The following is a 23,664-nucleotide window of genomic DNA, read 5'->3' as shown; positions in this document are numbered from 1 at the left end:
ACAGGAGTAGCCATGAATTATCAATTAAATTTAAATCAATGGAGCGGAATGTTTGCCGTCCCAAACTGTGCTATGGAATATATACGGGAAGCCAGTGGAAATACAATCAAGGTATTACTAGCCATTTTACATAGCCCTTCCCAAAAACCAACCCCAGAAGAAATCGCTTCCACATTGAGTTTATCTTTGGAGGAAGTGAAAGATGGTATCCGTTATTGGATTGAAAAAGAAGTACTAACAGCAGTTACACCAGAACAGCAACCAATCGTAAAAATTAGTAAACCTTCTGCCACTAGTATTTCCTCGAAAGAACTGGCGGAACAGCGGATGAATAACGAAAAAGTCCGTTCCTTATTTGAAACAACCGAGCAAATTTATGGTAGACCTTTGAACACTACAGAACGGAAAACATTGTTATATATCTACCAATCCACCTTACTGCCAGTGGACGTAATCTTGATGATCATTGAATATTGTATCCGGATTGATCGGCAATCGATTCAGTATATTATGCGGGTTTGCCAAGACTGGGCAGATCAGGAAATTAATACCCACGAAAAAGTAGAAGAACAAATTCGTATACAATTAGAAAAAGACAAAGGGCAAAAATTGATTTGCAGCTGTTTTGGTATCCGACGTAAACTATCCAAAAAAGAAGAGCGGTATGTGGAAAAATGGTTGAACCAGTATCAGTTTAACATTAATATGATCCGTCTAGCATATGAACGTTGTGTAGATTCTATCAGCGAGCTTTCTTTTCCATATATTAATGAAATTTTGACCAGATGGCATAAAAATAAGATTACAACACCGGAAGAAGCAACTACCTACGATAGTAAAGTAAAGTCCCAGAAACAAGAGGATTCCAGTTCCCCATCTTATGATTTAGACGAACTTGCAAAACGTGGGATGTTTATTCCAGAACTATAATTTGCTTAGGATTATATTTGGTATAGTAATGGATAGGAAGGAAAAATAATTATGCTGAGCAAAAAAGAAATTTACGCGCAAGCATTGCGGATATTAGAACAGCGCCGGGAACAAACTCGTTTGACAGCGGAAAACCATTTATTAGAGGCTTGTACCCGTGCACCAGAAATCAGCCAATTAAAAAAGAAATTAGGTCAAACTAGTATTCAATTGGCAAAGGCGATTTTATCCCATCAAGGGAATACTCAAGCGATTTTAGAACAGATTGAACAGGAAAATATATTGACTCAACAGCGGATTAAACAAGTATTAGTAGAGCATCATCTTCCAGAAGATTATCTAGAGGAAAAGCCAAATTGTACAAAATGTCAGGATACTGGCTATTGCGGCAGAAAGCAGTGCCAATGCTTGCGGGATATTATTATCCGGATTTCCGCGGAAGAACTGCAAAAAAATACACAGTTAAAACTAAAAAGGTTTGAGAATTTTCAACTATACTATTATTCCAAAATTCCAGAGGATACTGGGGTTTCTCCCTATGACCACATGGGTCGGATCTTACAATATTGTAAAAGATATGCGGAACAATTTGAGCCTCATACCAATGGGATTTTTATGTCTGGAAAAACCGGGTTGGGAAAAACACATCTTTCTCTGGCAATTGCCCAGAGGGTGTTGCAACGGGGGTATACCGTTATTTATAGCTCTGTTTCTGAAATTGTACGAAAAATTTCTACCCAATACTTTGGGCGAGAACAAGGTAATCAATCAGAGGATATTTTTGAAATTCTAAACCAGGTTGACCTATTGATTCTGGATGACTTAGGGGCTGAGTTTGAATCCAGTTTTAGTACTTCCGCTATTTATGATTTAATCAATGCCAGGATTTCTGCTGGACACCCTACGATTATCAGTACCAATTTAACACCAACAGAACTGCAAAAACGCTATTCAGAGCGTATTGTATCCCGTCTATTCACGCAGCTTACCCCACTTAATTTTATTGGACAGGATGTGCGCACAAAACTGGCAGCAGATAACAAAAAGTTTTAAATAATAAATTATAACATTTTGAGTCATGACCTCCGGCAAAGCCGGAGGCTTGATTAATCCCTAGAAGGGTATTTTACTGGCGGGCATCTAAAGACGCACTGAACATTCTTTCTCTTGCATCTATCTACTGCTCCGCCGCACGTAAAACAGGCACTTATGCTTCTTTCCGAGCTTGTATAAACTTGCTAGATTTGTTAGTAGCTCGCTTCGCTCGATACTTGAAGCGAAAGCTTTTTTACGGGGCATCTCCACCGGCTATGCCGTTGATTTCCCTAATCAAAAAGAAAAAATAGGAGGTATAAATTTTTATGCCTCCTATTTTTTATAATGTCTTTGGATATGAAAAAATCCCCCAGTTTTACCGGGGGATGAAAAAGAATAGTAGTTAAGTTAAAACAGTACTATTTTTAATCTATTTATAGATTGTCAGTGCGTATGATACAATACAATTATAATTTAGTATCCTGGGGGCTAAACCGGTAATAGCCCCTTGAGGCTATGCAAGTCACCAATTCAACTGGTGGTCTTGGAAATAAATTTAAAATAGTTAGTCTACTTGAAATTGTAACTCATCCACTTTTTTACTGACCAAATCTAAAAAGTGGAGATAGAGTGCTTTCCCTAGTTCCTGGTAATCAGGTTCTCCTGTATGGCCACATAGTTCAGCAAAGGTTGCACCAATACATTCCACTGCATTAGCGGAGCTACGTATACATAAATTATAATAAGAAAATGCTGCATTTTGTTGTACTACTTGATAGATATGAGGAGCCTGCTGCTCAATAACAGTTAAAAATTGGTTTCTTGCTGTTTCAGCTAAAACTTGATTTGGGCAAAATTTATAGAAGCCAAACCGGACTGTATAAATCAATAACAAACGGCGCTGTAAAACTACAGTGTCATTTTCTTTGGTATCGTACCCAAAAACAAATTCGCCATCATTCCGGATGGATTCTTCTGCCATAATTTCACCTAAAGAACGGGCTTTATCCAAGTTTCCGTTCTCTTTTTGCAGGTACATCTGGGCAATTAAAGATTCTGTTTCCTTTAACTCTTGCTCAAAGGAAACCTCCTCCTGCTCAGATCTATCAAAAATTTTGATTGTTTCATCAGACATATAGAACCCTTCTTTTTCTTTGTATTATTGTAGTATTAGCGCCAAATTAAATTTGGTTTATTTGCTTTAACGCTAATGCTAACTGGTCGGGACAAGATGTATTTTTAAAACCACAGTGTATTCCTTCTAAACGTTGGATTACATCCTCTACAGGTTGTCCAACCGCCAAAGCAGCAATCCCTTTTAGATTACCATTACAGCCACCATAAAATTTAATCTCTTGAATAATGCCGTCTTCGACAGAAATATCAATCTGCTGGGAGCATACCCCTTTTGGACGATATGTATAGTTCAAAATAAACCTCCTGCTATTTTACACAACTTGCAACAGCTTCCGCTACTCGTAACGCTACCTGTTTATTTAATGCATCTGGAAGGATATACTCTGGATTTAATTCCTCATCTGTTACCATACTGGCAATTGCGTAAGCTGCTTTTAGCTGCATTTCATCCGTGATATCGGTAGCACGTGCCTGTAAAGCCCCTTTAAAAATTCCTGGAAATGCCAATACATTGTTAATCTGGTTCGGAAAATCGCTCCTGCCTGTGCCCACAATATAAGCGCCACCCTGTTTTGCTTCATCCGGCATAATTTCTGGAACAGGATTTGCCATAGCAAATATAATTGGTTTTTCTGCCATACTGCCTACCATTTCAGGAGTTACCAAGCCAGGACGGGATACACCAACAAAAACATCGGCTCCTACCATAGCATCTTTTAATGTTCCCTTTTTGTTGTTTTTATTTGTTATTTTTGCCATTTCTGCCTGAGCGTCATTCATAAAATCAGCACCCTCATATAAAATGCCGCCAATATCACACATGATTGCATCGCCAATGCCTAACTTTAAGAGGAATTTAGTAATAGCAATTCCTGCAGCGCCAGCTCCATTTACTACAACCGTAATATCTTCCAGCTTTTTGCCAGCTAATTTAACCGCATTGATCATAGCGGCAGCCACAACAATTGCGGTACCATGCTGATCATCATGGAAAACAGGGATGTTCAGTCGTTCTTTTAGTTTTCGATCAATCTCAAAGCAACGTGGAGCCGCAATATCTTCCAGATTAATCCCGCCAAAACTCAAACCAATTAGTTCAATGGTGCGGACAATTTCATCCACATCTTTGGAGTTTACACATAACGGAATCGCATCTACATCCGCAAATTCCTTAAACAGAGCACATTTTCCCTCCATAACAGGCATGGCAGCCAATGGACCAATATCCCCTAGCCCAAGTACAGCGGTTCCATCTGTAATAACGGCTACCAGATTACCACGGCGGGTATATTTATAGGATAAATCCGGGTCTTTCTCGATTAATTTACAAGGTTCCGCAACACCTGGAGTGTATGCCAAGGAAAGATCCTCCTTGGTTTCAATTTTGGCACGGGAAATCACTTCGATTTTCCCCTGCCATTTTTCGTGCATTTCAACAGCCTTTTGTTTTACGTCCATAATTTATAGCCTCATTTCACATCTTTGTCCAATTGGAATAATAAATCAATATATTTTTGAGGGGTATAACATTTCCCCACATTTGTCAAACTTGAATTGTACATACCGTGGAAATCCGAGCCACCTGTTGGAATTAGGTTATGTTCCAACGCCAGATTTAACAGATGTTCGGAATCCCCTTTTTGATTGCGGGGATGCCAGACTTCAATGCCATCTAATCGTTTTTGTTCTAATAGTTCGTCCAATAAATCAAAGCTATCATATACTCGCGGATGAGCTAAAACAGCAATTCCTCCAGCAGAATGGACGGTTTCCAACACTTCGTAAACATCTGGGTATTCAATTGGGACATTACAGCTGTGTTCTCCTGAACCAAAAAGTTTATCGTATTCTTCCCCATAAATCGAGAGCGCATAGCCAGCGTCCATTAAAGCATGCATAATATGTTGTCGATAAATACATTTACTGCTAAAAGAATACCGTGTAATCCGTTCCGCGGCAATTGGATATTTGTGCATCACCCGTTTTGCCATTTCGATCCCAGCTTTTTTCCGCTGTTCTGTAGTACGGTTACAAATAGCAACCAAACGGTCCGGTTTTTTCGGAAGGTAGCACAAGATGTGCACCTTTCTTTTTCTTTTTACATCGTAGGCGGATAATTCCACCCCTTGGATTACTTCTATTCCATATCGCTCCCCTAACACACGGGAACGGGAGAAAGAAGACATACTATCATGGTCTGTAATGGCTATAAAATGTAGCCCCACCAATTTGGCATTGCTGATTACTTCTTCAATCCCGACAGAACCATCGGATAAACTTGTGTGACAATGTAAGTCCCCACGCATGATTCATTTACCTCACTTGAAACTATTCTCCATCTCATTGTTGGTTGTATTGGTTGAAATGGGCGAACTATCCTCATTACTATTATGTACTTTTTGACGGCAATGATAAAGTGTAAAATTGTTAATTATGTATCAAATCATCAAAAATTTCACTAAAAAAGCCCTATTTTATCCACAAAAAGCAAAATTTACCCTTTTCGGTAGCATGTATCGTCTATTATCCATGCCTATACTCCGCCAAAAAAACCAGCAAAAAGAAAAGTACAAATACAATCAATCAATGCCGATACCAGTAAGATGCCAAATAAAACGCCAAATTTTGTACAATATAATTTGAGCATCCCCTTTGTTTCAAGATTTTTATCCGGTAACAAAACCGAAAAAAAGAGGTTTGAAAATTTAATGCTCTCCCTTGTCCCCAATATCAAAGCAAACGTAGAAATTGCCGCTGGCGGAAGGAGAAGCAACAGGCAAAACAAAACACCTTTTATACCATCTTGCAAATAAAAACTCCCCATAGAAAGTCCAAGACCTAGCCCTCGGAATATGGGAACAAATCCGGCAAAGGGCTGCCCTATGGCGCAAAAACCCAATAAAAACAACGTTAACAACAAGGATGCTGTAGAGCCTAGAGAATTAAGGAAGGTGTATACCAAGGATTGTTCCGCCCTCTGGTCCATGAAGCCCTGAGTCAAAAACGAGAGTTTATTCAACATTTCCTCAGAACTCGTCCCTGCCAACACAGCACCGTATATCATCCCAATGATAAATAGGAGCAATATAAGCTGAAAAAAAGTTTTCTGGTTCCAACGGATGGTTAATTTTCCATTGGAAATGAATTTGCCTGTCCGTTTCATGAGATACACTTCCTTTAAGATTGGTTTACCCCATATCTATGCAGAAATGTTCCCATTTATTCGTTTATTTGGAAAGCTCGTACGCCCGTTTCGTGCAGGCATCACAAGCCCTGATGATAGTATCAGTAAAATTATCTTGATAGAAAACATCCAACCCGGCCAAGGTGGTGCCGCCTGGAGAGCTTACCATCTTGATTAATTCATCAATTGAATGGCCGGAATCGGTCATCATAGAAGCGGAACCCTTTAAAGAAGCAGTGAACAGATGTAGCGCAACTTCTTCCGAGATCCCCTCTTTTTTGGCATATTCCAAAAAGCCTTTGGCAAACAAATAAATATAAGCTGGAGAACTACCATTAATGGCGATAATCTCGCACATTTTGTCTTTGGAAATCACTTCTACAGCACCGCTCAAGGCGAATAACTGGCGTACAAACTCAAATTCCTGGTTGCCGGTATGGTCACCCTTGCTCATGGCAGTTGCCCCCTGCCCCAACAGTAATGGAGTGTTTGGCATAACCAAAACCACTTTTGCTTCATATCCCAGCGCCTGGCACAGGTAAGATTCTGTGATCCCTGCCGCGATGGAAACAATAACGGCGTCTTGATTGATGATTGGTTTCAGGTTTTCCATTACCTCGGCAATATTTTGTGGTTTTACTGCCAACACAATATAATCAGCTTTGGCAACTTGTTCTAATTGCTGACAGACCTGTACCCCTTTTCGGGACAAAGTCTCATAATTTGCCTGTTTAATATCATATGCCAATAGAGAAATCCCTTCCATTTTACTGGAAATAATACCAGAAATAATGGCGGAAGCCATATTCCCCGAACCAATAAATCCAACTGTCTGACTCATACAAAATTCCTCCCTGGAGTCCATTTTTAATCTTGTTCTGTGTCGGCCATTGCAGCTTTGATCATAATAGCGCATTCCAAACGTTTTTTCTCCAATTCACAGGATAAATGATGTGGCTGGAACACACTGCCTGCATATTGCAGGTTATTTGCATTGCAACCGCCGCTACAATAAAATTTTGCCCAGCAGTTTTTGCATTCCTGTTTATCATAAATAGTGGTTTTTGAGAAATATTCTTTTTTATCCAAATCCAGGGTACCTTCGTCTAGGTTCCCCATTTTCCAGTCTTCCATCCCTACAAATTGATGGCATGGATAAATATCCCCTTCTGGTGTTACCGCTACATACTCGTTACCGCAGCCACAGCCACGCAGGCGTTTAATTGCACATGGTCCTTGGTTCAGGTCAATCATAAAATGGAAAAAGTTAATACCACTACCAGCTTTTTTCCGCTTGATAATCTCTTTTGCCAATGTTTCGTATTCCTCAAAAATACGTGGTAAATCTTCCTCAGTCAAGGCATAAGGCTGGTCATCCGAAGTAACAACTGGTTCCACAGAAAGCTGATCAAATCCAGCATCATTGATGTGGAGAACATCTTTGGCAAAATCTAGATTATATTTAGTAAAAGTTCCCCTAACATAATAATCCTTATCTCCACGATGGTCTACCAAGTATTTATATTTTCCAATAATGGTATCATAGGAACCAGTCCCATCCACGCGGGGACGCATCCTATCGTTGACCTCCGGACGACCATCCAAAGAGAGGACACAATTGGACATCTCCTGGTTGATGTAATCTGCTTTTTTCTCATCCAACAACATACCATTGGTGGTAATAGTAAACCGGAAATTTTTATTGTATTCTTTTTCTTTGGAACGGGCATAAGCCACCACTTCTTTGACTACATCAAAATTCATCAAAGGTTCCCCGCCAAAAAAGTCCAGTTCAATATTATGGCGTGTGCCGGAGTGTTCCAACAAGAAATCAATTGCTTTTTTACCGGTTTCAGCAGTCATTAATTTTCTGCCGTGACCAAAATCTCCTGTGGATGCGAAACAGTATTTACAGCGCAGGTTGCAATCGTGGGCAACATGTAAACACATTGCCTTGATTGGGGATGAAGTGAGAATATCCGAAAACTGCTCATAATCGTCTTCACTGAACAGGATCCCCTCTTGATAAAGTCCATACAGTTCATTATAGGTTTCTGCCACATGTTCTTTTGGATACTGGCTAAATTTTTCATACAGTGATTCCGGGCATACTTCCACCATAGGTGTGGAAAGCTCGTCCAGCATATCATAAGAGAGGTCATCCACAACATGCACCCCTCCGCTGTGTACATCCAGTACAATGTTATAGCCATTTAATTTGTATTTATGTATCATCCGGTTCTTTCACTTTCCTTTTTTATATTGGTATTTATAAAACTGGTTTATTCCCATAAAATATCCCGTCCGCAAAGCGCGGACGGGATATGAGGTTGCGCTTATTTGCTCAGACGCTCGCATTTTTGGTTTGCCACTGTGCAAGATGTTTTGCATGCAGACTGGCAAGATGCTTGACATTCGCCACAACCGCCTTTTGCAGCAGTTTGTTTTAAGTTTGCGTTGTTCAAAGTTTTAATGTGTTTCATATTATACACCCCTTTGCCACAAATAGTTTTGTATTATTATAACATAATCTGGAACGGTTTTCAAGCATAGGCCATAAAAATTTATCCTAATATTCATTTTATAGGATTTTGACCATCATATAAGAAAAATGTCATATCATGATGATACCCTTTGATTTGGAAGGAACCATTTTTACTTTTTCTCCTTGTCATTCCCATGTGCTCATAAAACGGGTAATTGCAGCTGGTATCCGTAAACAAATAAAACTTTCTCAATTGTTCCTGTTTAAAATAATCCATCAGGCGTTGAAATAGTTGTTTGCCCACTCCTTTTCCCCGACTTTCAGGATGGATTGCGAAAAAAGCGACTTCCGCATCATAATTCAAATTGGAATCCCTCAAAAATTCCTGGTCAATTTTTTCTACTGTTTGGAAAATCCCACTTACACTCCTTGCCTCTCTTGACAAGATAATAGGAATTGTTGAACGAATTTTTTGAAAATAAAAACGCCTTGATAATGGAAATCCTTTTAACTTTTTTCCCATAATAATGCCAATTGGTTTTCCGTTTTCAACCGCCACCTGGGTAAAAGTCTGATTCGCTAGACAATTCCCAAGATATGCTTTTGCGAGCTTTGCTGCTGTTTTTGGGGTACAGAATTTGTCATACCCCCAAGTAATCCGGATGATATTTTCTAGTGCTTTTCGGTCTTTGCTTTGATATTCCCGAAAGATAATTTGCTGTTGCATAGTCTGCTCCTTATCAATTTATTTTTTATCATTTTGTGATATAATAATCATAAATCATCCAGTAACTGTACAGTCAAGGAGAATATAAAAATGTTAGAAAACAGAAAAAAACAGTTCACAATTGGACAATTTGCAGCGTTGCATCAAATTAATAAAAAAACATTGATGTGGTATGATGAAATTGGGTTATTCCGTCCAGCAATCAAAAAAGAAAATGGATACCGATATTATACCTATCAACAAAGCTTTACTCTAAAAACAATTTTAATGTTACGCGAATTAAATGTTTCTATTCCAGAAATCCAGGAGTTGATGCTAGACCATTCCAGCGAGAAGTTAAGTTTTCTTTTTGGGGAAAAAATCAAAGAATTGGATCAGAGAATTTCCCATTTAAAAGAAATCCAAAAAACTTTGGAATATCACCAAAAAACCATTGTGGGTTTATCCAAAGCTGACCTCTCTAAAATTAGCATAACAGAAAAAGAAGAAGAATATTTAGCAATGGTCAACATCAATCATCAAACTTCTTTGGAACAGGAGGTCACAACAATGGTTGAAGAAATGAAAAAACATCCATTATGTTGGCTGCACAATGCTACATATGGTTCCATGATACCAGTAGAGCGGTTATATCAAGGAAAATGGGAGGAATATTCCGCATTATTTGTGGTTGTTCCAAATGTAACTGAACAATCCGAAATTCGAATAAAACCAAAAGGTCTTTATCTAACGGCATACTGCAAAGGAAATTGGGATAAAATTCCTCAAAGGTATCGAGAAATTCTAGCCTATGCCCAAAAACACAATTTAATTTTAAATGGCTATGCTTATGAAACAGGGGTAAACGAGATTGCAATCCATACGATGGAGGAGTATATCACAAAAATAGAAATTCCCGTTCAATTAAAGTAATCAAACGGGAATATTTTATGATATTACAAGCAATTTCCGGATAGGTTTCTATATTAAGAACGGGATTTTCTTAAATTTACCCCAAAGATTCCGCCAATCATCGCTGCCACTACAACAGCGATATATTTTGTTAGGTTCTCGGCAAATGAGGAACCATCTGTCACAAAAAAAGAAGCAAAAAATAGAACAACAAAAAAGATTAAGCCTAAACCAACCCCTACCAACAATCCTTTTTTTCCTACAATTTTTGCCGCAATCAGCCCTCCCATAAAACTACCAATTGCCGCGGACATTGTTACCACAATCGAAATAGCAGTTGCTGGTACATTAAATTTGACAATGGCAAAGGCAAACAGGGCAGATAACCCAATCATCACCAAGGTACCAATCAATACACCAAAAATAATTGCCCGAAGCCAAACCACCATTGATTTATTTTGATGATCTGCCATGTTCATCCCTCCATCCTTTTGTTATTTGTAATATATTCCGTTTTGATGGACAATATTCCAATTTATATAAATTCCCGATACAAACAGAAACCCCGGGGGAATACTGATTCCACCGGGGTGTAGAATTTCCTGGTTATCTTCCTGCAATTATTTTGCGCTGTCAAGAGATTCGTTGCTTTGGATTGCCCAACGTTTAATTCTTACTTTAGAACGGTCGCTGCCTGTTTCAATGACAATATAATCGTCCTTTAATACAACTACACGTCCAATAATACCGCCGATTGTAACAACTTCATCGCCAACTTGCAAGCTGTTTCTCATTTCAGCAGCTTGTTTATCTTTTTTCTTTTGTGGGCGGATGATAAGAAAATACATTACGACAAACATCAATACCAATAAGATAATTGGCATAAACATTGAAGCTCCACCAGTTGCAGCAGTTTCCAATAACATTCCAAATTCCTCCATTATTTATTCTAAGTAACAACGTACATTATACATGGTTGTCCTGCTGATTGCAAGGGATTTCATAAAAAAATTGTAATGATTTACAATTTATACATAGAAAGGATTATATTCCAGTAATCCAAGCTTTTAACACTGCCGCGATCTCACGGAACCAAAACATAAATTCCAAGTCAAACCGGCAGGTTCCACTAACAGAATATGCTGTAACGCCTAATTGATCGGCGAACATTTGGGCACGATAACGGTGAAACGCATTGGTAATAATTACAATTTGTTCCCCTAAATGGTTTTGCTGGATTACTTGCAAGGAGTATTGTAGGTTCTGTTTTGTATTAGATGAGTTTCCTTCTTGATATATCCGGCTAGGGTCTATCCCTTGTTGAACCAAATATTTTTCCATAATTTCCGCCTCGGTGTAATCCTCATTTTTTCCTTGTCCACCACTGACAATACAGCTACTTTTTGGATTTTCTTTTAAGAACGCAACAGCTGCATCCAATCTAGCTTTCAACATCCGGCTAGGCTGGTCCTGTATAATTAAAGTCCCCAATACTACAACTGTCCCTTGAAAATCCTTTCCTTTCCAGGTGTGGACGCCAAACGCCATAAAGCAGGAAACAATTCCGCCACACAGCACACCAATTGCCACCAATCCACAAACCAGTCGATATGTTAATCGAAGCCACCTGATCTGGGATAAATCCACACTGTATGGCAGGATAACAAGCCCAATCAACAAGATACCAAAACAAAAGAATAAAATAGGAAGGCTCTTACTGCTAAGCGTAAAAAGCTTGATAATCCCCAGCAGGGCAAAAAGGAGCCCTATGATTCCGACAATCCAACTCAATAAGAACAACACCTTGTTCATGCCCCAACAACAATAGTGGCAATTACCCCACTGCACACTCCAATTGCCATCACAACACACAAAATAATCGCTATTAACCGTTTTACATTGTCTTTCATTGTTTTAATCCTTTCTATTCCGGTTTATTTTTCCATATTACCAAGTCGTCAAAATTCTTTCTTGGCCTTTGAGGTGGAGATTCTTCTGGATACCCCAACGAAACAGCAGCTAGCAACTCGCCTTCTATATTGAGCCAATCACATAGTTCTTGATAGGCAAAATAAATATCACAAATCCATAGGCTGCCAATCTTTTTTGCGGTTGCCGCCAATAGGATATTCTGAATGGCAGCACTAACCGATTGATGGTTACATATCTCGAATACTCGTTCTTCCTGGGAAAGTTCCGCAAAGATATTGTCCCCCAAAGTGTTAAATACAAAAATCGTAACCGGTGCCTGCTCCATAATCCGCAGTGTGTATTTTGCTCCACTGAGATGCTGCCTATTGTTTGGAAGCAGCGGAGCATCATGTTCTTCCCGGTCAATCCCTTTCTGGAAGGCCTGAAGCATTCCTTGTTTGGCATCTCCTTGTACCACTACAAAAGACCAAGGCTGCCTGTTTTTAGAAGAAGGAGCATTCATTCCGCACTCTATGATTTCCCGAATATCTTTTTCCGGGATGGGATGACTGGAAAATTTCCGGATACTCCTTCTTTTTAGAATTTCTTGTAACATTTTACCTTTCTCCTGTTTTTGGTTTATCCAAGTATTGATTTCAGATTTTCTAGCTCTTTGGCAATGGTAGGTTGAATGCTACCATCCTCCGCAAATATGGATTTGTAGTCATATAAACCAAAGCCTTTGCAGTTTGATAACTGGCGAATACATTCTACCTGTCGCTTTAAAATATCATTGGAACTTTGCGCAACGGCCTGCCATTCCTGTTTTCCATTCCCTGCATGGGCATCGTTATCCAAACCTATTTTGTAGCAGGCGAGACCAATATATAGTTTTGTTTGGGTACCTTCTACCAACTGGTTCCACTGGGCGGCGGTTTGGTCAAATGGCTGGGAAGAATTCTGGAAACCAAAATAGATTTGAGGGACAATATAGTCGATTATACCATCGGTTTTTACCCATTGTTCCACATCTGCGAACAATTTATCATGGTTAGCGGAAAGGCTGGACTGAGGGCTGACTCCAACCTGAATTTCCGCTTTTGCCTGATGTGCAGCCTGATAAATTCCCTGCATCATTTGGGTAACACTGGAACGCCGCCAGTCTTCAATACCAACATTGCTTCCCAATTTTTGAAAGTAGCTAGTATCATTCTGGGGTAATTGGTCAACTCCACTGGGATAAAAATAATCGTCCATATGGATACCATCAATATCATAATTTTCTACCAGTTCCTTTACCCCATTTGAGATGAGTTGTTGTACTTCTGGGTTTCCTGGAATCAAAATCCATCTTCCTGTACTATCTTGCATCATATAATCAGAACGTTTGGAAGAATCATACCATGATTTTATGGGATAAGAATGAGCAATTTGTGAAAATTCTTGGTCAGTCATCGTTCTCATTGGATTAACCCAGGCATGTACAGCAATATTTTTTTGGTGTGCCTGCTCAATAAAAATCTGTAGCGGGTCGTAGCCGGGGTCCTTTGCCAGGGTTCCGGAACAGGAGGATGACCAAGGATAGTATTGGGAAGGATACATGGCATCTCCAAAAGAACGTACATGCAAAAATAGGGTGTTACAATTTAACGATTGTAGGTTTTCCAGTACATTTTGTGCTGCCTGGGTAAACGCCTGCTGATCTTTGCCCTTGAATAGGATATTCCAATCCAAATAGGAAAACCAAACACTACGCATTTCCTCATTGGCATCGTTTAAATCAGAAAAATCTACCTGCTGGTTCATGGCGGGAATTTCACCATAATCTTGTTGGCTAATGGAAAGGGATATCCGGTTCAAATAAAAAAAGCCTAAAGCGGCCACCAATAAAAGCGCAATCCAAACAAAGCGTTTCATACAAATCACCCAGTTTTTAAAAGATAACCAATCATATGAAACAAACAGAAAAATTATGCTTTGGACTCTAACAGGAACAGTTTACTACAAAAAACAAAACTGACTCTGCATCTATACAGAATCAGTTTTGTTTCTAACAGAATCCTATTTTTTATACCTGATTAATACAAATCATTTACATTGCAGGATAACGCAGTAGCTAATTTATGCAGCGCCATCAACTGTGCTGTTTGATTGGTATCTAGACTTCCTTGCTCGAACTCCTGTATTTCTTGGAGACTTACACCGGATAATTGTGCCAGTTGGGACTGCGTTAGCCCACGACGTTCCCGAATTATTTTTAAATTGTTCATCTATTACTCTCCTTTTTACTACTTTTTCTATTATGATACCCTAAAATGAGAATACTAATAGAAAAAGAGGAGGGGCACATTAAAAAATGTACTTTTCAATTAAATATCTGAATTAATCTCTGCTTGATAGTTTTCTGTGATGAGAGTTAAGGAGCCATCTTTTTTTAGACGGATGGTAATATCCTTGGTTTTACTGCTATCAATCTGGATTTCAATCCCATCTTCAATCTGTTTTGTCTGCAATCCATATGGCGCTAACTCAGATTGCATTTCCGGTTGCTCATCAATTACACTTTCCATATGTTTGGAAAGCTGATATGTATCCTGAAATTTCATTTTGTATTTCATCTCATCCAATACTTGATCTAAGCTTTCTTCCGATGGAGCAACTTTCAGTTCTCTTGATAGAGGTCTGGAAAGTTCTTTTTGGATAGTACCCTGTTCGTTTGTTGATTGGGCAATTGCCGCAAACTGTTGCGAAATATTTTGTTTGGAAAGCTCCATAGTAGGTGTTTGAATATTAGACAATTTATCTTCCATCATAAGTTCCTCATTTTTCTGATTTTCTTCTGATTTTTTACCATGTTTTACAGTGCGGATAAGTTGAACAATTTGGTAAACTACAAACAATGCACATGGAACTACTACAATACAGATAACAGCCAATGTTGTTTGTAAAAACTCAAATACTGCCCCCAAATAAGGAATATCGGTTTTTACTGCAGCGATAATGAAATCATAAGAAATATGGTCCTGGTTGGAAACCAAGGTAACTACTTTTTCGTTATTTTGAGTTAAAACAGTATCAATTTTCGCTGTTTGCAAACCATCTTCTGTCCGATAAATAATTTGATCCCCTTTTTGATATTCCTCTTTTACTTCGCTAATAGCAAGGGAATGTTGATCCTCCAAAGCATACAGATAATTTCCAAACACATGGAAATCCTCCCCTGCTTGTTTTGTTTGGAAGGTTTGAAACACAAACAATCCATAAAAAACTAATATGATAATATAAACAATAAAAATTGTAATTTTTGTTTTACGAAACCGTTTTTTTGCCACACATGTTCTCCCCTTTGTTGATTTTTTCATTCCAATCAATTATCCTTATTATCCTATTTTTTTCATAAAAAGTCAACCGCATTCTTCCATTTATCCAAATAAATTACGGAAAAATTGTCCCCGGTTTCGTTTTGGATGGCAACAATTGCATTGTTCTAGACAAACTAGTATCGCGTCTTCCCCTATTACATTGATATCTTTCCAGCAAATCACAATATCTTCTTCCTGCCCTAATAGGCCAAAAAATTTTTTTCTTCCTCCAATTACAATTGCCTGGATTTGTGCAGTACAGCTATCCAGTTCAAAATCATCTACTGTACCAATTTTAACACCATCTTTTAAATTAATTACGTCTTTACAGCGTAAATCTTCCCCACGTATTAGCATAGAACCCACCCTCTTTTGCAATAGTTTTAAATTTTATTTAAAAACAAGGATAAAAATAGGACAAATTTATACTTTTTTACCATTGACAAGCTTTTTCTCCTGTGTATAATAAAAAGTAAGGATAAGGAAAATGAATCCAAATCCGATTCCAAGATTAGAAAAGGAGTATGCGTTATGGTAACAGAAAAAATGTTTAACTCAATTGAAGAAATCCAACGTTTACAAGAACTTGCTTGCAGCACAGATGAGGACGTCACATTACATTCACTCGATGAGCAAATTGCTGTAGACGCAAAATCCTTTATTGGATTGTTCTCTTTGGACTTTAACCAGCCAGTAAAAGTGGTTTGTGATTCTGAGGAGTTCCACAAAAAACTGGCAAAAATTTAAAGATTTTCATTTGAAAAAGATTGATGCAAACAAAAATAATAGGATCGGAACTTTATCATTCCGATCCTTTTTCTTTTCCTGTGTTTTTATATTACGCCAAAACCTGGTCTCTATGGACACGGGTGCTTACTTGGGATTTACAGATAATAATCGCCAATACCCGCACAGTTACCTCAATACATGCCTGTAAAGCGCATACCATATCAAATCCTGGTTGGGTTTGTAAACGAACATAGTTTTCATATTGTTCATCTAACCGTTCTAATAAATCGGCTAAGTTAGTGGTAATTTGGGCATCCGCTAAAAAATTTACTTGCTCGCATGTACGACGACGCTGTTTGATATAATGGTTTAACAAGCTTTCATATTTAAAGTGCTCCCGCAAACTGCCTGTAAATTTCTCTGAATGGGCATAACAGAAAAAATCACACAGATAATGGCAAATTACCCCTAAACGGTCTGCCAAAACAAAACGGTTCATTTTCTCTTTCTCACAATTGGCTAAATCGGAAATTTCCTGGCGGATATTTTCATACATATCCTTTTTATAATGAGGAATTTGTTTACACTTTGGAGAAAAATCAGGCCTCATATTGCCATAGGCAAAAGTCATAACTGGTAAATGCACCCCAAATTCCCGTTGAATATATCTGCGGACAATCCGGCTCACATGTAAATGTGAATAGACGTTCAATACACACAGCTCCTTTACACACATAGTTTGCTATAAGGTTTCTGTTTTTATTTAAAATTAATAATTGTTTCTAATTCTATATCACGGCTATTATAATACAATGTATGCAATTCGTCTATAGATATGAGGAAACTTTTATATTTTTTTTGCAAACTATGTATAATTTGCTGCAGATTTAACTGATTTTATTTATATATATATGCAAATAAAATAAAAATAATATGATAAAATTTTCCTAAAATGGGAAAAGGGCTTTAATATGCTCTAGTTACATTATTTGTAAAAATAAAAAATTGATTTTGTTTCATGTGAAACAAAATTTACATTTTTTTACTTAATTATAATTTATTTTGGGGACAAAGCAATAATATATTAAAAGAATATTCTCTACTCTAAATTTAACTTCTATTATTATCATATGGTATATTCGTTAGATATGCAACAAAAATTTTTAATTGATAATATAGAAATCCTCTAGTTTAATATTGTAGTAATGTAATAAAAAATTTTTATATTTTTGTTAAATATGATAATTTATAGAAAAGCTATTGACAAAATATAAAATGGTGTGTATAGTAATAGTCAAAGTTAGTTATAACTAACTTATAATTTTTTACTTGACAAGTTAGCATATGCTAATTTATAATAGTAAAACAGGTTAAACAATTGATTTGCAGTAACGCATAGCAATGCCAAAAAATAATTGCACCATTCTGGTGCTTTTTATAAGATGAAAAGTTAGCACATGCTAACAAAATAAGGAGGATATTATGAGCATCGTCATTATTGGAGGCAACGAGTGCATGACCTGCCAATATCAATCCATATGTAAAAAATATGGCTGTAAAGCAAAAGTTTTTGCAAAAGAAAAAGGGGCGTTGAGAAAAAAACTAGGATGTCCAGATTTAATGATTTTATTTACCAATACAGTATCCCATAAAATGGTACTTAGTGCATCCCAAGAGGCGAAAAAGAATCATGTACCCATTGTCCGTGTGCATACCAGCAGTGCCTCTGCGCTGCACAATGTTCTGGCGGAACACTGCCCACAATAACGGATAGGAGGATTGCCATGTTTGAAAAATATTTGGTAGAACTATGTTCCCCTACTCTGGCTTCCTTAAAAACAGCCAGTCTGTTTAACTTTTCATTTTCTTCTGATTTGGAGTTAGAACAACAACTAAATTGCTGGAACTACAAACTCAATCAAAAAGGAATTTTTATTGTAGTGTTACGAAAAAAAGAGCACCATGCGTTGGTTTATGTGTTCCGCAAATCTAAATTAAAACAGGATTTGAACAAGCCGGGTGTTCGCTGCTTTTTAAAAAGCTGTGGATATATGGAAACTGACCTTGATAGCGCTATCCAACAGTTACAGGGTCGTTTTTGTGAGATGGATGAATTTCCTCATGAAATTGGCTTGTTTCTGGGGTATCCATTGTGGGATGTGGTTGGATTTATTGAAAATGAAGGAAAAAACTGCAAGTGTGTTGGTTGCTGGAAGGTTTACTGCAATGAATGTGAAGCAAAACAGACATTCGCCAAATTCAAAAAATGCAGGGATGTGTATTGGCGGCTATACAACAATGGACGAAGTATTTTGCAGCTGACTGTGGCTGCTTGATATACTATTTTTTAAGAAATGAGGTTAATATTTATGAGTAAAGTTGCAGTTGTATACTGGAGCGGTACAGGAAATACTGAAGCGATGGCAAACCAAGTTTTAGCTGGTGCTATCGAAGCAGGTGCGGAGGCTACCTTGTTTACCGCATCCGAATTTGACGCAGATATGATGGATCAATACGACGCTATAGCATTTGGGTGCCCTTCCATGGGAGCAGAAGAACTGGAGGACAGTGAGTTCCAGCCGATGTTCACCACCTGCGAACCAAAATTGAACGGTAAAAAAATCGCTTTGTTTGGTTCCTATGGCTGGGGTGACGGCGAATGGATGCGTACTTGGGAACAAACCTGTAAAGGAGACGGCGCGAACCTGGTTTGTGAAAGCGTTATTTGCAATGAATCCCCTGACAGTGATGGAGAAGCAGCATGCCAGGCGCTGGGTAAAGCCTTAGCGAATTAATTTGTTGTAACATGTATAACTACACATTGTACAGGTACCGTATTTCACCATTTAGAAAAAGTTGAAATCATATCAGTTGTTATCAGGATGTAGTGTTTTTCTGCGTCCTGATACTGCTGTTTCTATAAACCCTTGGCTTTATCCCCTATTTGGTGTGTACTATTTTTTCAGAATATTAGTTTAGTATAGAGGAGTATTTCAAATTATGATGATTAACAAACGGTTGATTGGCACTGTCAGCGAAAGCAAAAAATACATCGCTGCCAACGTGGTGTTGCAATGGTGCAGCCTGCTTGCCAACATCAGTATGATTTTTGCGATTAGCCAACTATTGCAAAAATTGTTGACACAAACCCTGGGTGCCACCACTATAATCGCCACAACAGCCATTATACTTGTGTCAATCCTAATCCGGTTTGTCTGTACTACTGGGGCAGCTAAAATGAGCTATTTTTCTTCCAAATCGGTAAAAAAGATCCTGCGGCAAAAAATTTACCAAAAACTGCTAAAATTGGGAGGGTCTTATACGGATAAGATTTCTACTTCTGAGGTAGTGCAGATGTCAGTAGAAGGGGTAGACCAATTGGAAACCTATTTTGGAGCTTACCTACCCCAGTTCTTTTACAGCATGCTTGCGCCTGTTACCCTGTTTGCTGTATTGAGCGTGATCAGCTTGAAAGCTGCAATCGTCCTGCTGATCTGTGTACCACTTATCCCAGTTGCCATTGCGGCGGTGCAAACCTTCGCCAAGAAGCTTTTGTCGAAATATTGGGGGCAGTATACCGCTTTAGGGGATACTTTCCTGGAAAACCTGCAGGGGCTGACTACCCTGAAAATTTACCAATCTGATGACTTCAAAAACCAGGAAATGAACCGGGAGGCGGAAAAATTCCGTAAAATCACCATGAAAGTGCTGACTATGCAGCTCAATTCTATTACCATTATGGATCTGGTGGCTTATGGCGGTGCTGCTTTAGGGGTGATTATCTCGGTAAACGAATTCCAGGCGGATGCCATTTCCTTTATGGGATGTTTCGCGATTATCCTGCTGTCCGCTGATTTCTTCCTACCCATGCGCCAGCTGGGTTCGTTCTTCCACATTGCGATGAACGGGATGGCTGCCAGTGATAAAATCTTCCGTTTGCTGGATTTACCTGACCCAGAGCCGAAAACAGCTACAGTGTCTTCTGATCACTATGCTATTCAATGTAAGGATTTGCGTTTTTCCTACAATGAAGGACGGGAAATCCTTCACGGCGTCCATATGGAATTTCCAATGGGGAGATTTATTTCCTTGGTTGGGGAAAGCGGCTGCGGGAAATCTACCATTGCTTCCCTGCTCATGGGACGAAACCAGGGCTACACAGGAAGTATCACCATTGGGGGGATCGAATTATCCCAAATTGCGGAGTCCAGCCTGATACGGACGATTACTTATATCAGCCATAACAGTTATTTGTTAAAAGGGACGGTAAGGGATAACCTGCTGATGGGGAATCCAAACGCTACCGATCAACAACTTTGGGCAGTATTAGAACAAACCAATCTGGCGGATTTCCTCCGGCAGGAAAACGGATTGGATACCCTATTGCAGGAAAAAGCCAGCAACCTTTCCGGCGGGCAGTGTCAACGCCTGGCTTTGGCACGCGCCTTACTGCATGATACCCCGATTTACATTTTTGACGAGGCAACCTCAAATATTGATGTGGAGAGCGAAAACGATATTATGGAGCAAATCCACCAACTGGCAAAAACAAAAACCGTCCTTTTAATTTCCCACCGCCTTGCCAATGTGGTTGCTTCTGATTGTATTTATGTATTGGAAAAAGGCAACCTGGTAGAGAGCGGAACCCATCAGCAGTTATTGGAAAAACAAAATGTATATGCCCATCTATGGGAATGCCAGCAAAACCTGGAACATTATCAAAAAGGCGGTGAAACCCGATGAAAAAAAGAAGCAACTTTCAAATTATGGGCCGTTTGGTAGGCCTGGTAAAACCTTTAATCGGATTTATGATACTGGCAATTGTCATGGGGGTAATCGGATTCCTGGCAGCTATCTCCATTACGGTATTTGGCGGATACGCCATGTTGGACGTGCTGCAAATGTCAACCCCAATTACCTTAAAAACAGCTGTGGTATGTGTTATTGTTTTTGCGTTGGTTCGTGGGTTCCTCCGGTATGCAGAGCAAGCGTGCAACCATTTTATTGCCTTTAAACTATTGGCGTTAATCCGGGATAAAGTGTTTCAAGCATTGCGCAGGCTCTGCCCCGCCAAACTGGAGGGAAAGGACAAAGGAAATTTGATTTCGGTTATCACCTCAGATATTGAACTGTTGGAGGTCTTTTACGCCCACACCATCTCCCCTATCGCTATCGCCATTTGTATGGCAGTGATTATGACCATATGGATTAGCTGCTACCATTGGTTGCTGGGACTAATCGCTCTGGTAGCATATCTTGTGATTGGGGCCGTAATTCCAATTGTTATTTCCAAAAAAACCGGGGATAGCGGGATGGTGTTCCGTTCCAAATCCGGTGAATTGAGCAGTTATGTTTTGGATAGCCTGCGGGGATTAAAGGAAAGCATTCAATACAGCACTGGGGAACAACGCCTGGAACAACTGAACCAACACACTGACCAGCTTTCCAAAGAGGAAGCAAAGATGAAACGGCGTACTGGCCAGAATATGGCAATTACCAACACGGCTATTTTGGTGTTTGACCTGATCATGTTACTGGTAGCCGCTCTGTTATACCACAACCAAATGATAGCGTTTGACGGGGTATTGATTCCAGTGGTTGCGATGATGTCCTCTTTTGGTCCGGTGGTCGCCCTGGCAAACCTGGGCAGTACCTTACAAAATACTTTCGCGGCCGGCAACCGTGTACTGGATATTCTGGATGAATCCCCTGCCGTGGAAGAAATTACTGGAAAACAAGAAATCAACTTCCAGGGTGCAGAGGTAAAACAGGTTACGTTCTCTTATGGGAATGAAATGATTTTGTCCAACCTGAACTTGCAAATTCCGCAACACCAGGTAACCGGCATTGTAGGGAAAAGTGGCAGTGGAAAATCCACCCTGTTAAAATTGATGATGCGGTTTTGGAAGGTACAGCAAGGGGAAATCGCTATATCCGGCAAGCAGATAGACCAGATCAACACCACCAACCTGCGGGAAATGGAAAGCTTTGTAACCCAGGAAACCCACCTGTTCCACGACAGCATTGAAAACAATATCCGCATCGCCAAACTGGATGCTACCCAGGAAGAGATTGTCGCCGCATGTAAAAAAGCTTCCATCCATGAATTTATCATGAGCTTGCCAAATGGATACCAAACCAATGTGGGGGAATTGGGGGATACCCTATCCGGTGGTGAAAAACAGCGGATTGGCTTAGCACGCGCGTTCCTGCACGACGCTCCGCTGATTTTGCTGGACGAACCCACCAGTAATCTGGATAGCTTAAACGAAGCGGTTATCCTGAAATCATTGCATGAGGAACGGCAGGATAAAACCGTTGTTTTGGTATCTCATCGAGAATCCACCATGGGGATTGCAAACAAGGTGTATTCTGTGGAACACGGGAGGATGAGCTGATGGCAAAAGATTTACAATCCAAACGGGAACAGGAAAAACGGATGGTTTCTGAAATGATCTTGCTGTATTGCAGGAAGAACCATCACACCCAGCGGCTTTGTTCTAATTGCCAAAATCTGTTAGATTATACCGTGGAACGAAGTAATAAATGCCCTTTTATGGAAACAAAAACCTTTTGTTCTGCCTGTAAAGTACATTGTTATCAACCAGAAATGCGGGAGAAAATCCGCCAGGTAATGCGGTTTTCCGGACCAAGGATGTTATTCCATCACCCTGTTATGGCAATCCGGCATTTCATCGAAACCAGAAAAGAAAAGCGTAAAAATGGAGCGTGATGTATGAAAAAAATAATTTATATCACTGTAGGATGTATCGGTTTGGGTTTGGGCTTTATTGGGGCAATATTGCCGTTGTTACCAGCATTCCCTTTCCTGCTATTGGCGGCGGTTTGCTTTGGAAAAAGTTCTAAAAAATTAAACGATTGGTTTGTGGGCACAAAACTGTACAAAAACAATCTGGAAAGCTTTCGTAAAGGGCAAGGAATGACCTGGAAAACCAAAATGAAAATTATGGTGATTGTTACCCTAACCATGAGTGTAGGTTTTATCATGATGAGCAACGTACCAATTGGTCGAATTGTCTTGGTTGGCGTATGGGTATTCCACATTTTTATTTTTGTCTTTGGAATCAAAACAAAAAAACAGGAACAGCCAAACCATCAGATGTTCCACCCATATCATGATATTTGTGAGGATTAAAACTGTGCCATCCTGGAAATAGGACGATTGGTTTCGCTACATTAATTTTAAAACCGCCTTGAATCATCAAGGCGGTTTCTTGTTGTCTGCCTAAGTGAACCCCCTAGTTTAGGGTAG

At 39.2% G+C, this 23,664-nt stretch carries 29 protein-coding genes; 11 read left to right on the top strand and 18 right to left on the bottom strand.

Features of this window, described 5'->3' with window-relative positions; genetic code table 11:
• Window positions 1–12 precede the first annotated feature (12 nt).
• Together BQ2683_RS09950 and BQ2683_RS09945 are read left to right on the top strand one after the other, a co-directional pair.
• Entirely contained in the window at window positions 13–930 is a 918-nt protein-coding gene (locus tag BQ2683_RS09950; RefSeq protein WP_069988891.1) for a DnaD domain protein, read from the top strand.
• 51 nt (window positions 931–981) lie between these two features.
• Window positions 982–1,983, top strand: a complete 1,002-nt coding sequence (locus tag BQ2683_RS09945; protein WP_069988890.1) for an ATP-binding protein — start codon at window positions 982–984, stop codon at window positions 1,981–1,983.
• Between the two features lie 547 nt (window positions 1,984–2,530).
• On the opposite strand, the gene BQ2683_RS09940 is transcribed toward BQ2683_RS09945, so the two are convergent.
• The 9 genes from BQ2683_RS09940 to BQ2683_RS09900 form a co-directional block, all read right to left on the bottom strand.
• Window positions 2,531–3,100, bottom strand: a complete 570-nt coding sequence (locus BQ2683_RS09940) for a hypothetical protein (protein WP_069988889.1) — start codon at window positions 3,098–3,100, stop codon at window positions 2,531–2,533.
• 46 nt (window positions 3,101–3,146) lie between these two features.
• On the bottom strand, window positions 3,147–3,395 hold the full coding sequence (locus BQ2683_RS09935; RefSeq protein WP_069988888.1) for a TIGR03905 family TSCPD domain-containing protein: 249 nt from the start codon (window positions 3,393–3,395) through the stop codon (window positions 3,147–3,149).
• Between the two features lie 13 nt (window positions 3,396–3,408).
• A complete protein-coding gene (locus BQ2683_RS09930) occupies window positions 3,409–4,560 on the bottom strand; it encodes an NAD(P)-dependent malic enzyme (protein ID WP_069988887.1) in 1,152 nt (383 codons plus the stop codon).
• 11 nt (window positions 4,561–4,571) lie between these two features.
• Complete coding sequence (locus BQ2683_RS09925; RefSeq protein ID WP_069988886.1) at window positions 4,572–5,408, bottom strand: PHP domain-containing protein; 837 nt, start codon at window positions 5,406–5,408, stop codon at window positions 4,572–4,574.
• A 227-nt stretch (window positions 5,409–5,635) separates the two neighbouring features.
• Window positions 5,636–6,265 carry a stage II sporulation protein M gene (locus BQ2683_RS09920; RefSeq protein WP_069988885.1) on the bottom strand — a complete coding sequence of 210 codons (630 nt, stop codon included), beginning with the start codon at window positions 6,263–6,265 and terminating at the stop codon, window positions 5,636–5,638.
• Between the two features lie 64 nt (window positions 6,266–6,329).
• Window positions 6,330–7,127: a pyrroline-5-carboxylate reductase gene (gene proC, locus BQ2683_RS09915; RefSeq protein WP_069988884.1), complete on the bottom strand. Its 798-nt coding sequence runs from the start codon at window positions 7,125–7,127 to the stop codon at window positions 6,330–6,332.
• Window positions 7,128–7,153: 26 nt separating this feature from the next.
• Window positions 7,154–8,521 carry a thioether cross-link-forming SCIFF peptide maturase gene (gene scfB, locus BQ2683_RS09910; RefSeq protein WP_069988883.1) on the bottom strand — a complete coding sequence of 456 codons (1,368 nt, stop codon included), beginning with the start codon at window positions 8,519–8,521 and terminating at the stop codon, window positions 7,154–7,156.
• Window positions 8,522–8,622: 101 nt separating this feature from the next.
• Window positions 8,623–8,769 carry a six-cysteine ranthipeptide SCIFF gene (gene scfA, locus BQ2683_RS09905; protein ID WP_069988882.1) on the bottom strand — a complete coding sequence of 49 codons (147 nt, stop codon included), beginning with the start codon at window positions 8,767–8,769 and terminating at the stop codon, window positions 8,623–8,625.
• Window positions 8,770–8,862: 93 nt separating this feature from the next.
• On the bottom strand, window positions 8,863–9,498 hold the full coding sequence (locus tag BQ2683_RS09900; RefSeq protein WP_069988881.1) for a GNAT family N-acetyltransferase: 636 nt from the start codon (window positions 9,496–9,498) through the stop codon (window positions 8,863–8,865).
• Between the two features lie 90 nt (window positions 9,499–9,588).
• Here BQ2683_RS09900 and BQ2683_RS09895 point away from each other — a divergent pair, with 90 nt between their 5' ends.
• Window positions 9,589–10,410: a MerR family transcriptional regulator gene (locus BQ2683_RS09895; RefSeq protein WP_069988880.1), complete on the top strand. Its 822-nt coding sequence runs from the start codon at window positions 9,589–9,591 to the stop codon at window positions 10,408–10,410.
• A gap of 53 nt (window positions 10,411–10,463) precedes the next feature.
• Here BQ2683_RS09895 and BQ2683_RS09890 read toward each other — a convergent pair whose 3' ends face one another.
• The 8 genes from BQ2683_RS09890 to BQ2683_RS09855 all read right to left on the bottom strand — a co-directional run bounded on the left by BQ2683_RS09890 (window position 10,464) and on the right by BQ2683_RS09855 (window position 16,019).
• The gene (locus BQ2683_RS09890; RefSeq protein WP_069988879.1) at window positions 10,464–10,862 is read right to left on the bottom strand and encodes a TIGR04086 family membrane protein; all 399 of its coding nucleotides are present in this window, start codon (window positions 10,860–10,862) and stop codon (window positions 10,464–10,466) included.
• Window positions 10,863–11,009: 147 nt separating this feature from the next.
• Entirely contained in the window at window positions 11,010–11,315 is a 306-nt protein-coding gene (gene yajC, locus BQ2683_RS09885; protein WP_069988878.1) for a preprotein translocase subunit YajC, read from the bottom strand.
• A gap of 118 nt (window positions 11,316–11,433) precedes the next feature.
• On the bottom strand, window positions 11,434–12,180 hold the full coding sequence (locus BQ2683_RS09880) for a YdcF family protein (protein WP_159427371.1): 747 nt from the start codon (window positions 12,178–12,180) through the stop codon (window positions 11,434–11,436).
• Window positions 12,181–12,313: 133 nt separating this feature from the next.
• A complete protein-coding gene (locus BQ2683_RS09875; RefSeq protein WP_069988877.1) occupies window positions 12,314–12,916 on the bottom strand; it encodes a nitroreductase family protein in 603 nt (200 codons plus the stop codon).
• A gap of 23 nt (window positions 12,917–12,939) precedes the next feature.
• On the bottom strand, window positions 12,940–14,217 hold the full coding sequence (locus tag BQ2683_RS09870; RefSeq protein WP_069988876.1) for a glycoside hydrolase family 10-like protein: 1,278 nt from the start codon (window positions 14,215–14,217) through the stop codon (window positions 12,940–12,942).
• Window positions 14,218–14,378: 161 nt separating this feature from the next.
• The gene (locus BQ2683_RS09865) at window positions 14,379–14,570 is read right to left on the bottom strand and encodes a helix-turn-helix transcriptional regulator (protein ID WP_069988875.1); all 192 of its coding nucleotides are present in this window, start codon (window positions 14,568–14,570) and stop codon (window positions 14,379–14,381) included.
• Between the two features lie 99 nt (window positions 14,571–14,669).
• Complete coding sequence (locus BQ2683_RS09860; protein WP_069988874.1) at window positions 14,670–15,632, bottom strand: hypothetical protein; 963 nt, start codon at window positions 15,630–15,632, stop codon at window positions 14,670–14,672.
• A gap of 90 nt (window positions 15,633–15,722) precedes the next feature.
• Window positions 15,723–16,019, bottom strand: coding sequence for a YlmC/YmxH family sporulation protein (locus tag BQ2683_RS09855; protein ID WP_069988873.1), 297 nt, complete (start codon window positions 16,017–16,019; stop codon window positions 15,723–15,725).
• Window positions 16,020–16,193: 174 nt separating this feature from the next.
• Between BQ2683_RS09855 and BQ2683_RS09850 the strand changes: the two genes are divergently transcribed.
• Window positions 16,194–16,409 carry a hypothetical protein gene (locus tag BQ2683_RS09850; protein ID WP_069988871.1) on the top strand — a complete coding sequence of 72 codons (216 nt, stop codon included), beginning with the start codon at window positions 16,194–16,196 and terminating at the stop codon, window positions 16,407–16,409.
• Window positions 16,410–16,500: 91 nt separating this feature from the next.
• Here the strand turns inward: BQ2683_RS09850 and BQ2683_RS09845 are convergent, their stop codons facing one another.
• A complete protein-coding gene (locus BQ2683_RS09845) occupies window positions 16,501–17,103 on the bottom strand; it encodes a zinc dependent phospholipase C family protein (RefSeq protein ID WP_069988869.1) in 603 nt (200 codons plus the stop codon).
• A gap of 770 nt (window positions 17,104–17,873) precedes the next feature.
• On the opposite strand from BQ2683_RS09845, the gene BQ2683_RS09840 reads away from it, so the two are divergent.
• From BQ2683_RS09840 to BQ2683_RS09810, 7 genes are all read left to right on the top strand, one after another.
• Entirely contained in the window at window positions 17,874–18,158 is a 285-nt protein-coding gene (locus BQ2683_RS09840) for a DUF2325 domain-containing protein (RefSeq protein ID WP_069988867.1), read from the top strand.
• A gap of 17 nt (window positions 18,159–18,175) precedes the next feature.
• Window positions 18,176–18,727: a DUF3793 family protein gene (locus tag BQ2683_RS09835; protein WP_069988866.1), complete on the top strand. Its 552-nt coding sequence runs from the start codon at window positions 18,176–18,178 to the stop codon at window positions 18,725–18,727.
• Window positions 18,728–18,760: 33 nt separating this feature from the next.
• Complete coding sequence (locus BQ2683_RS09830) at window positions 18,761–19,186, top strand: flavodoxin (RefSeq protein WP_069988864.1); 426 nt, start codon at window positions 18,761–18,763, stop codon at window positions 19,184–19,186.
• A 208-nt stretch (window positions 19,187–19,394) separates the two neighbouring features.
• Window positions 19,395–21,134, top strand: a complete 1,740-nt coding sequence (locus BQ2683_RS09825) for an ATP-binding cassette domain-containing protein (protein ID WP_069989519.1) — start codon at window positions 19,395–19,397, stop codon at window positions 21,132–21,134.
• Window positions 21,131–22,789 carry a thiol reductant ABC exporter subunit CydC gene (gene cydC, locus BQ2683_RS09820; RefSeq protein WP_069988862.1) on the top strand — a complete coding sequence of 553 codons (1,659 nt, stop codon included), beginning with the start codon at window positions 21,131–21,133 and terminating at the stop codon, window positions 22,787–22,789. Before BQ2683_RS09825 ends, cydC begins: the two co-directional genes overlap by 4 nt.
• Window positions 22,789–23,124: a nitrous oxide-stimulated promoter family protein gene (locus tag BQ2683_RS09815; RefSeq protein ID WP_069988860.1), complete on the top strand. Its 336-nt coding sequence runs from the start codon at window positions 22,789–22,791 to the stop codon at window positions 23,122–23,124. Before cydC ends, BQ2683_RS09815 begins: the two co-directional genes overlap by 1 nt.
• Window positions 23,125–23,127: 3 nt before the next feature.
• Window positions 23,128–23,547 (top strand): YbaN family protein, encoded by a 420-nt coding sequence (locus BQ2683_RS09810; protein WP_069988858.1) that lies wholly within the window; start codon window positions 23,128–23,130, stop codon window positions 23,545–23,547.
• Window positions 23,548–23,664: the final 117 nt, after the last annotated feature.

The organism is Massilioclostridium coli (assembly GCF_900095865.1).
GTDB lineage: Bacteria > Bacillota > Clostridia > Oscillospirales > Ruminococcaceae > Massilioclostridium > Massilioclostridium facile.
The sequence above is the reverse complement of the archived record's forward strand: the minus strand, read 5'-3'. Positions and strand labels throughout refer to the sequence as shown.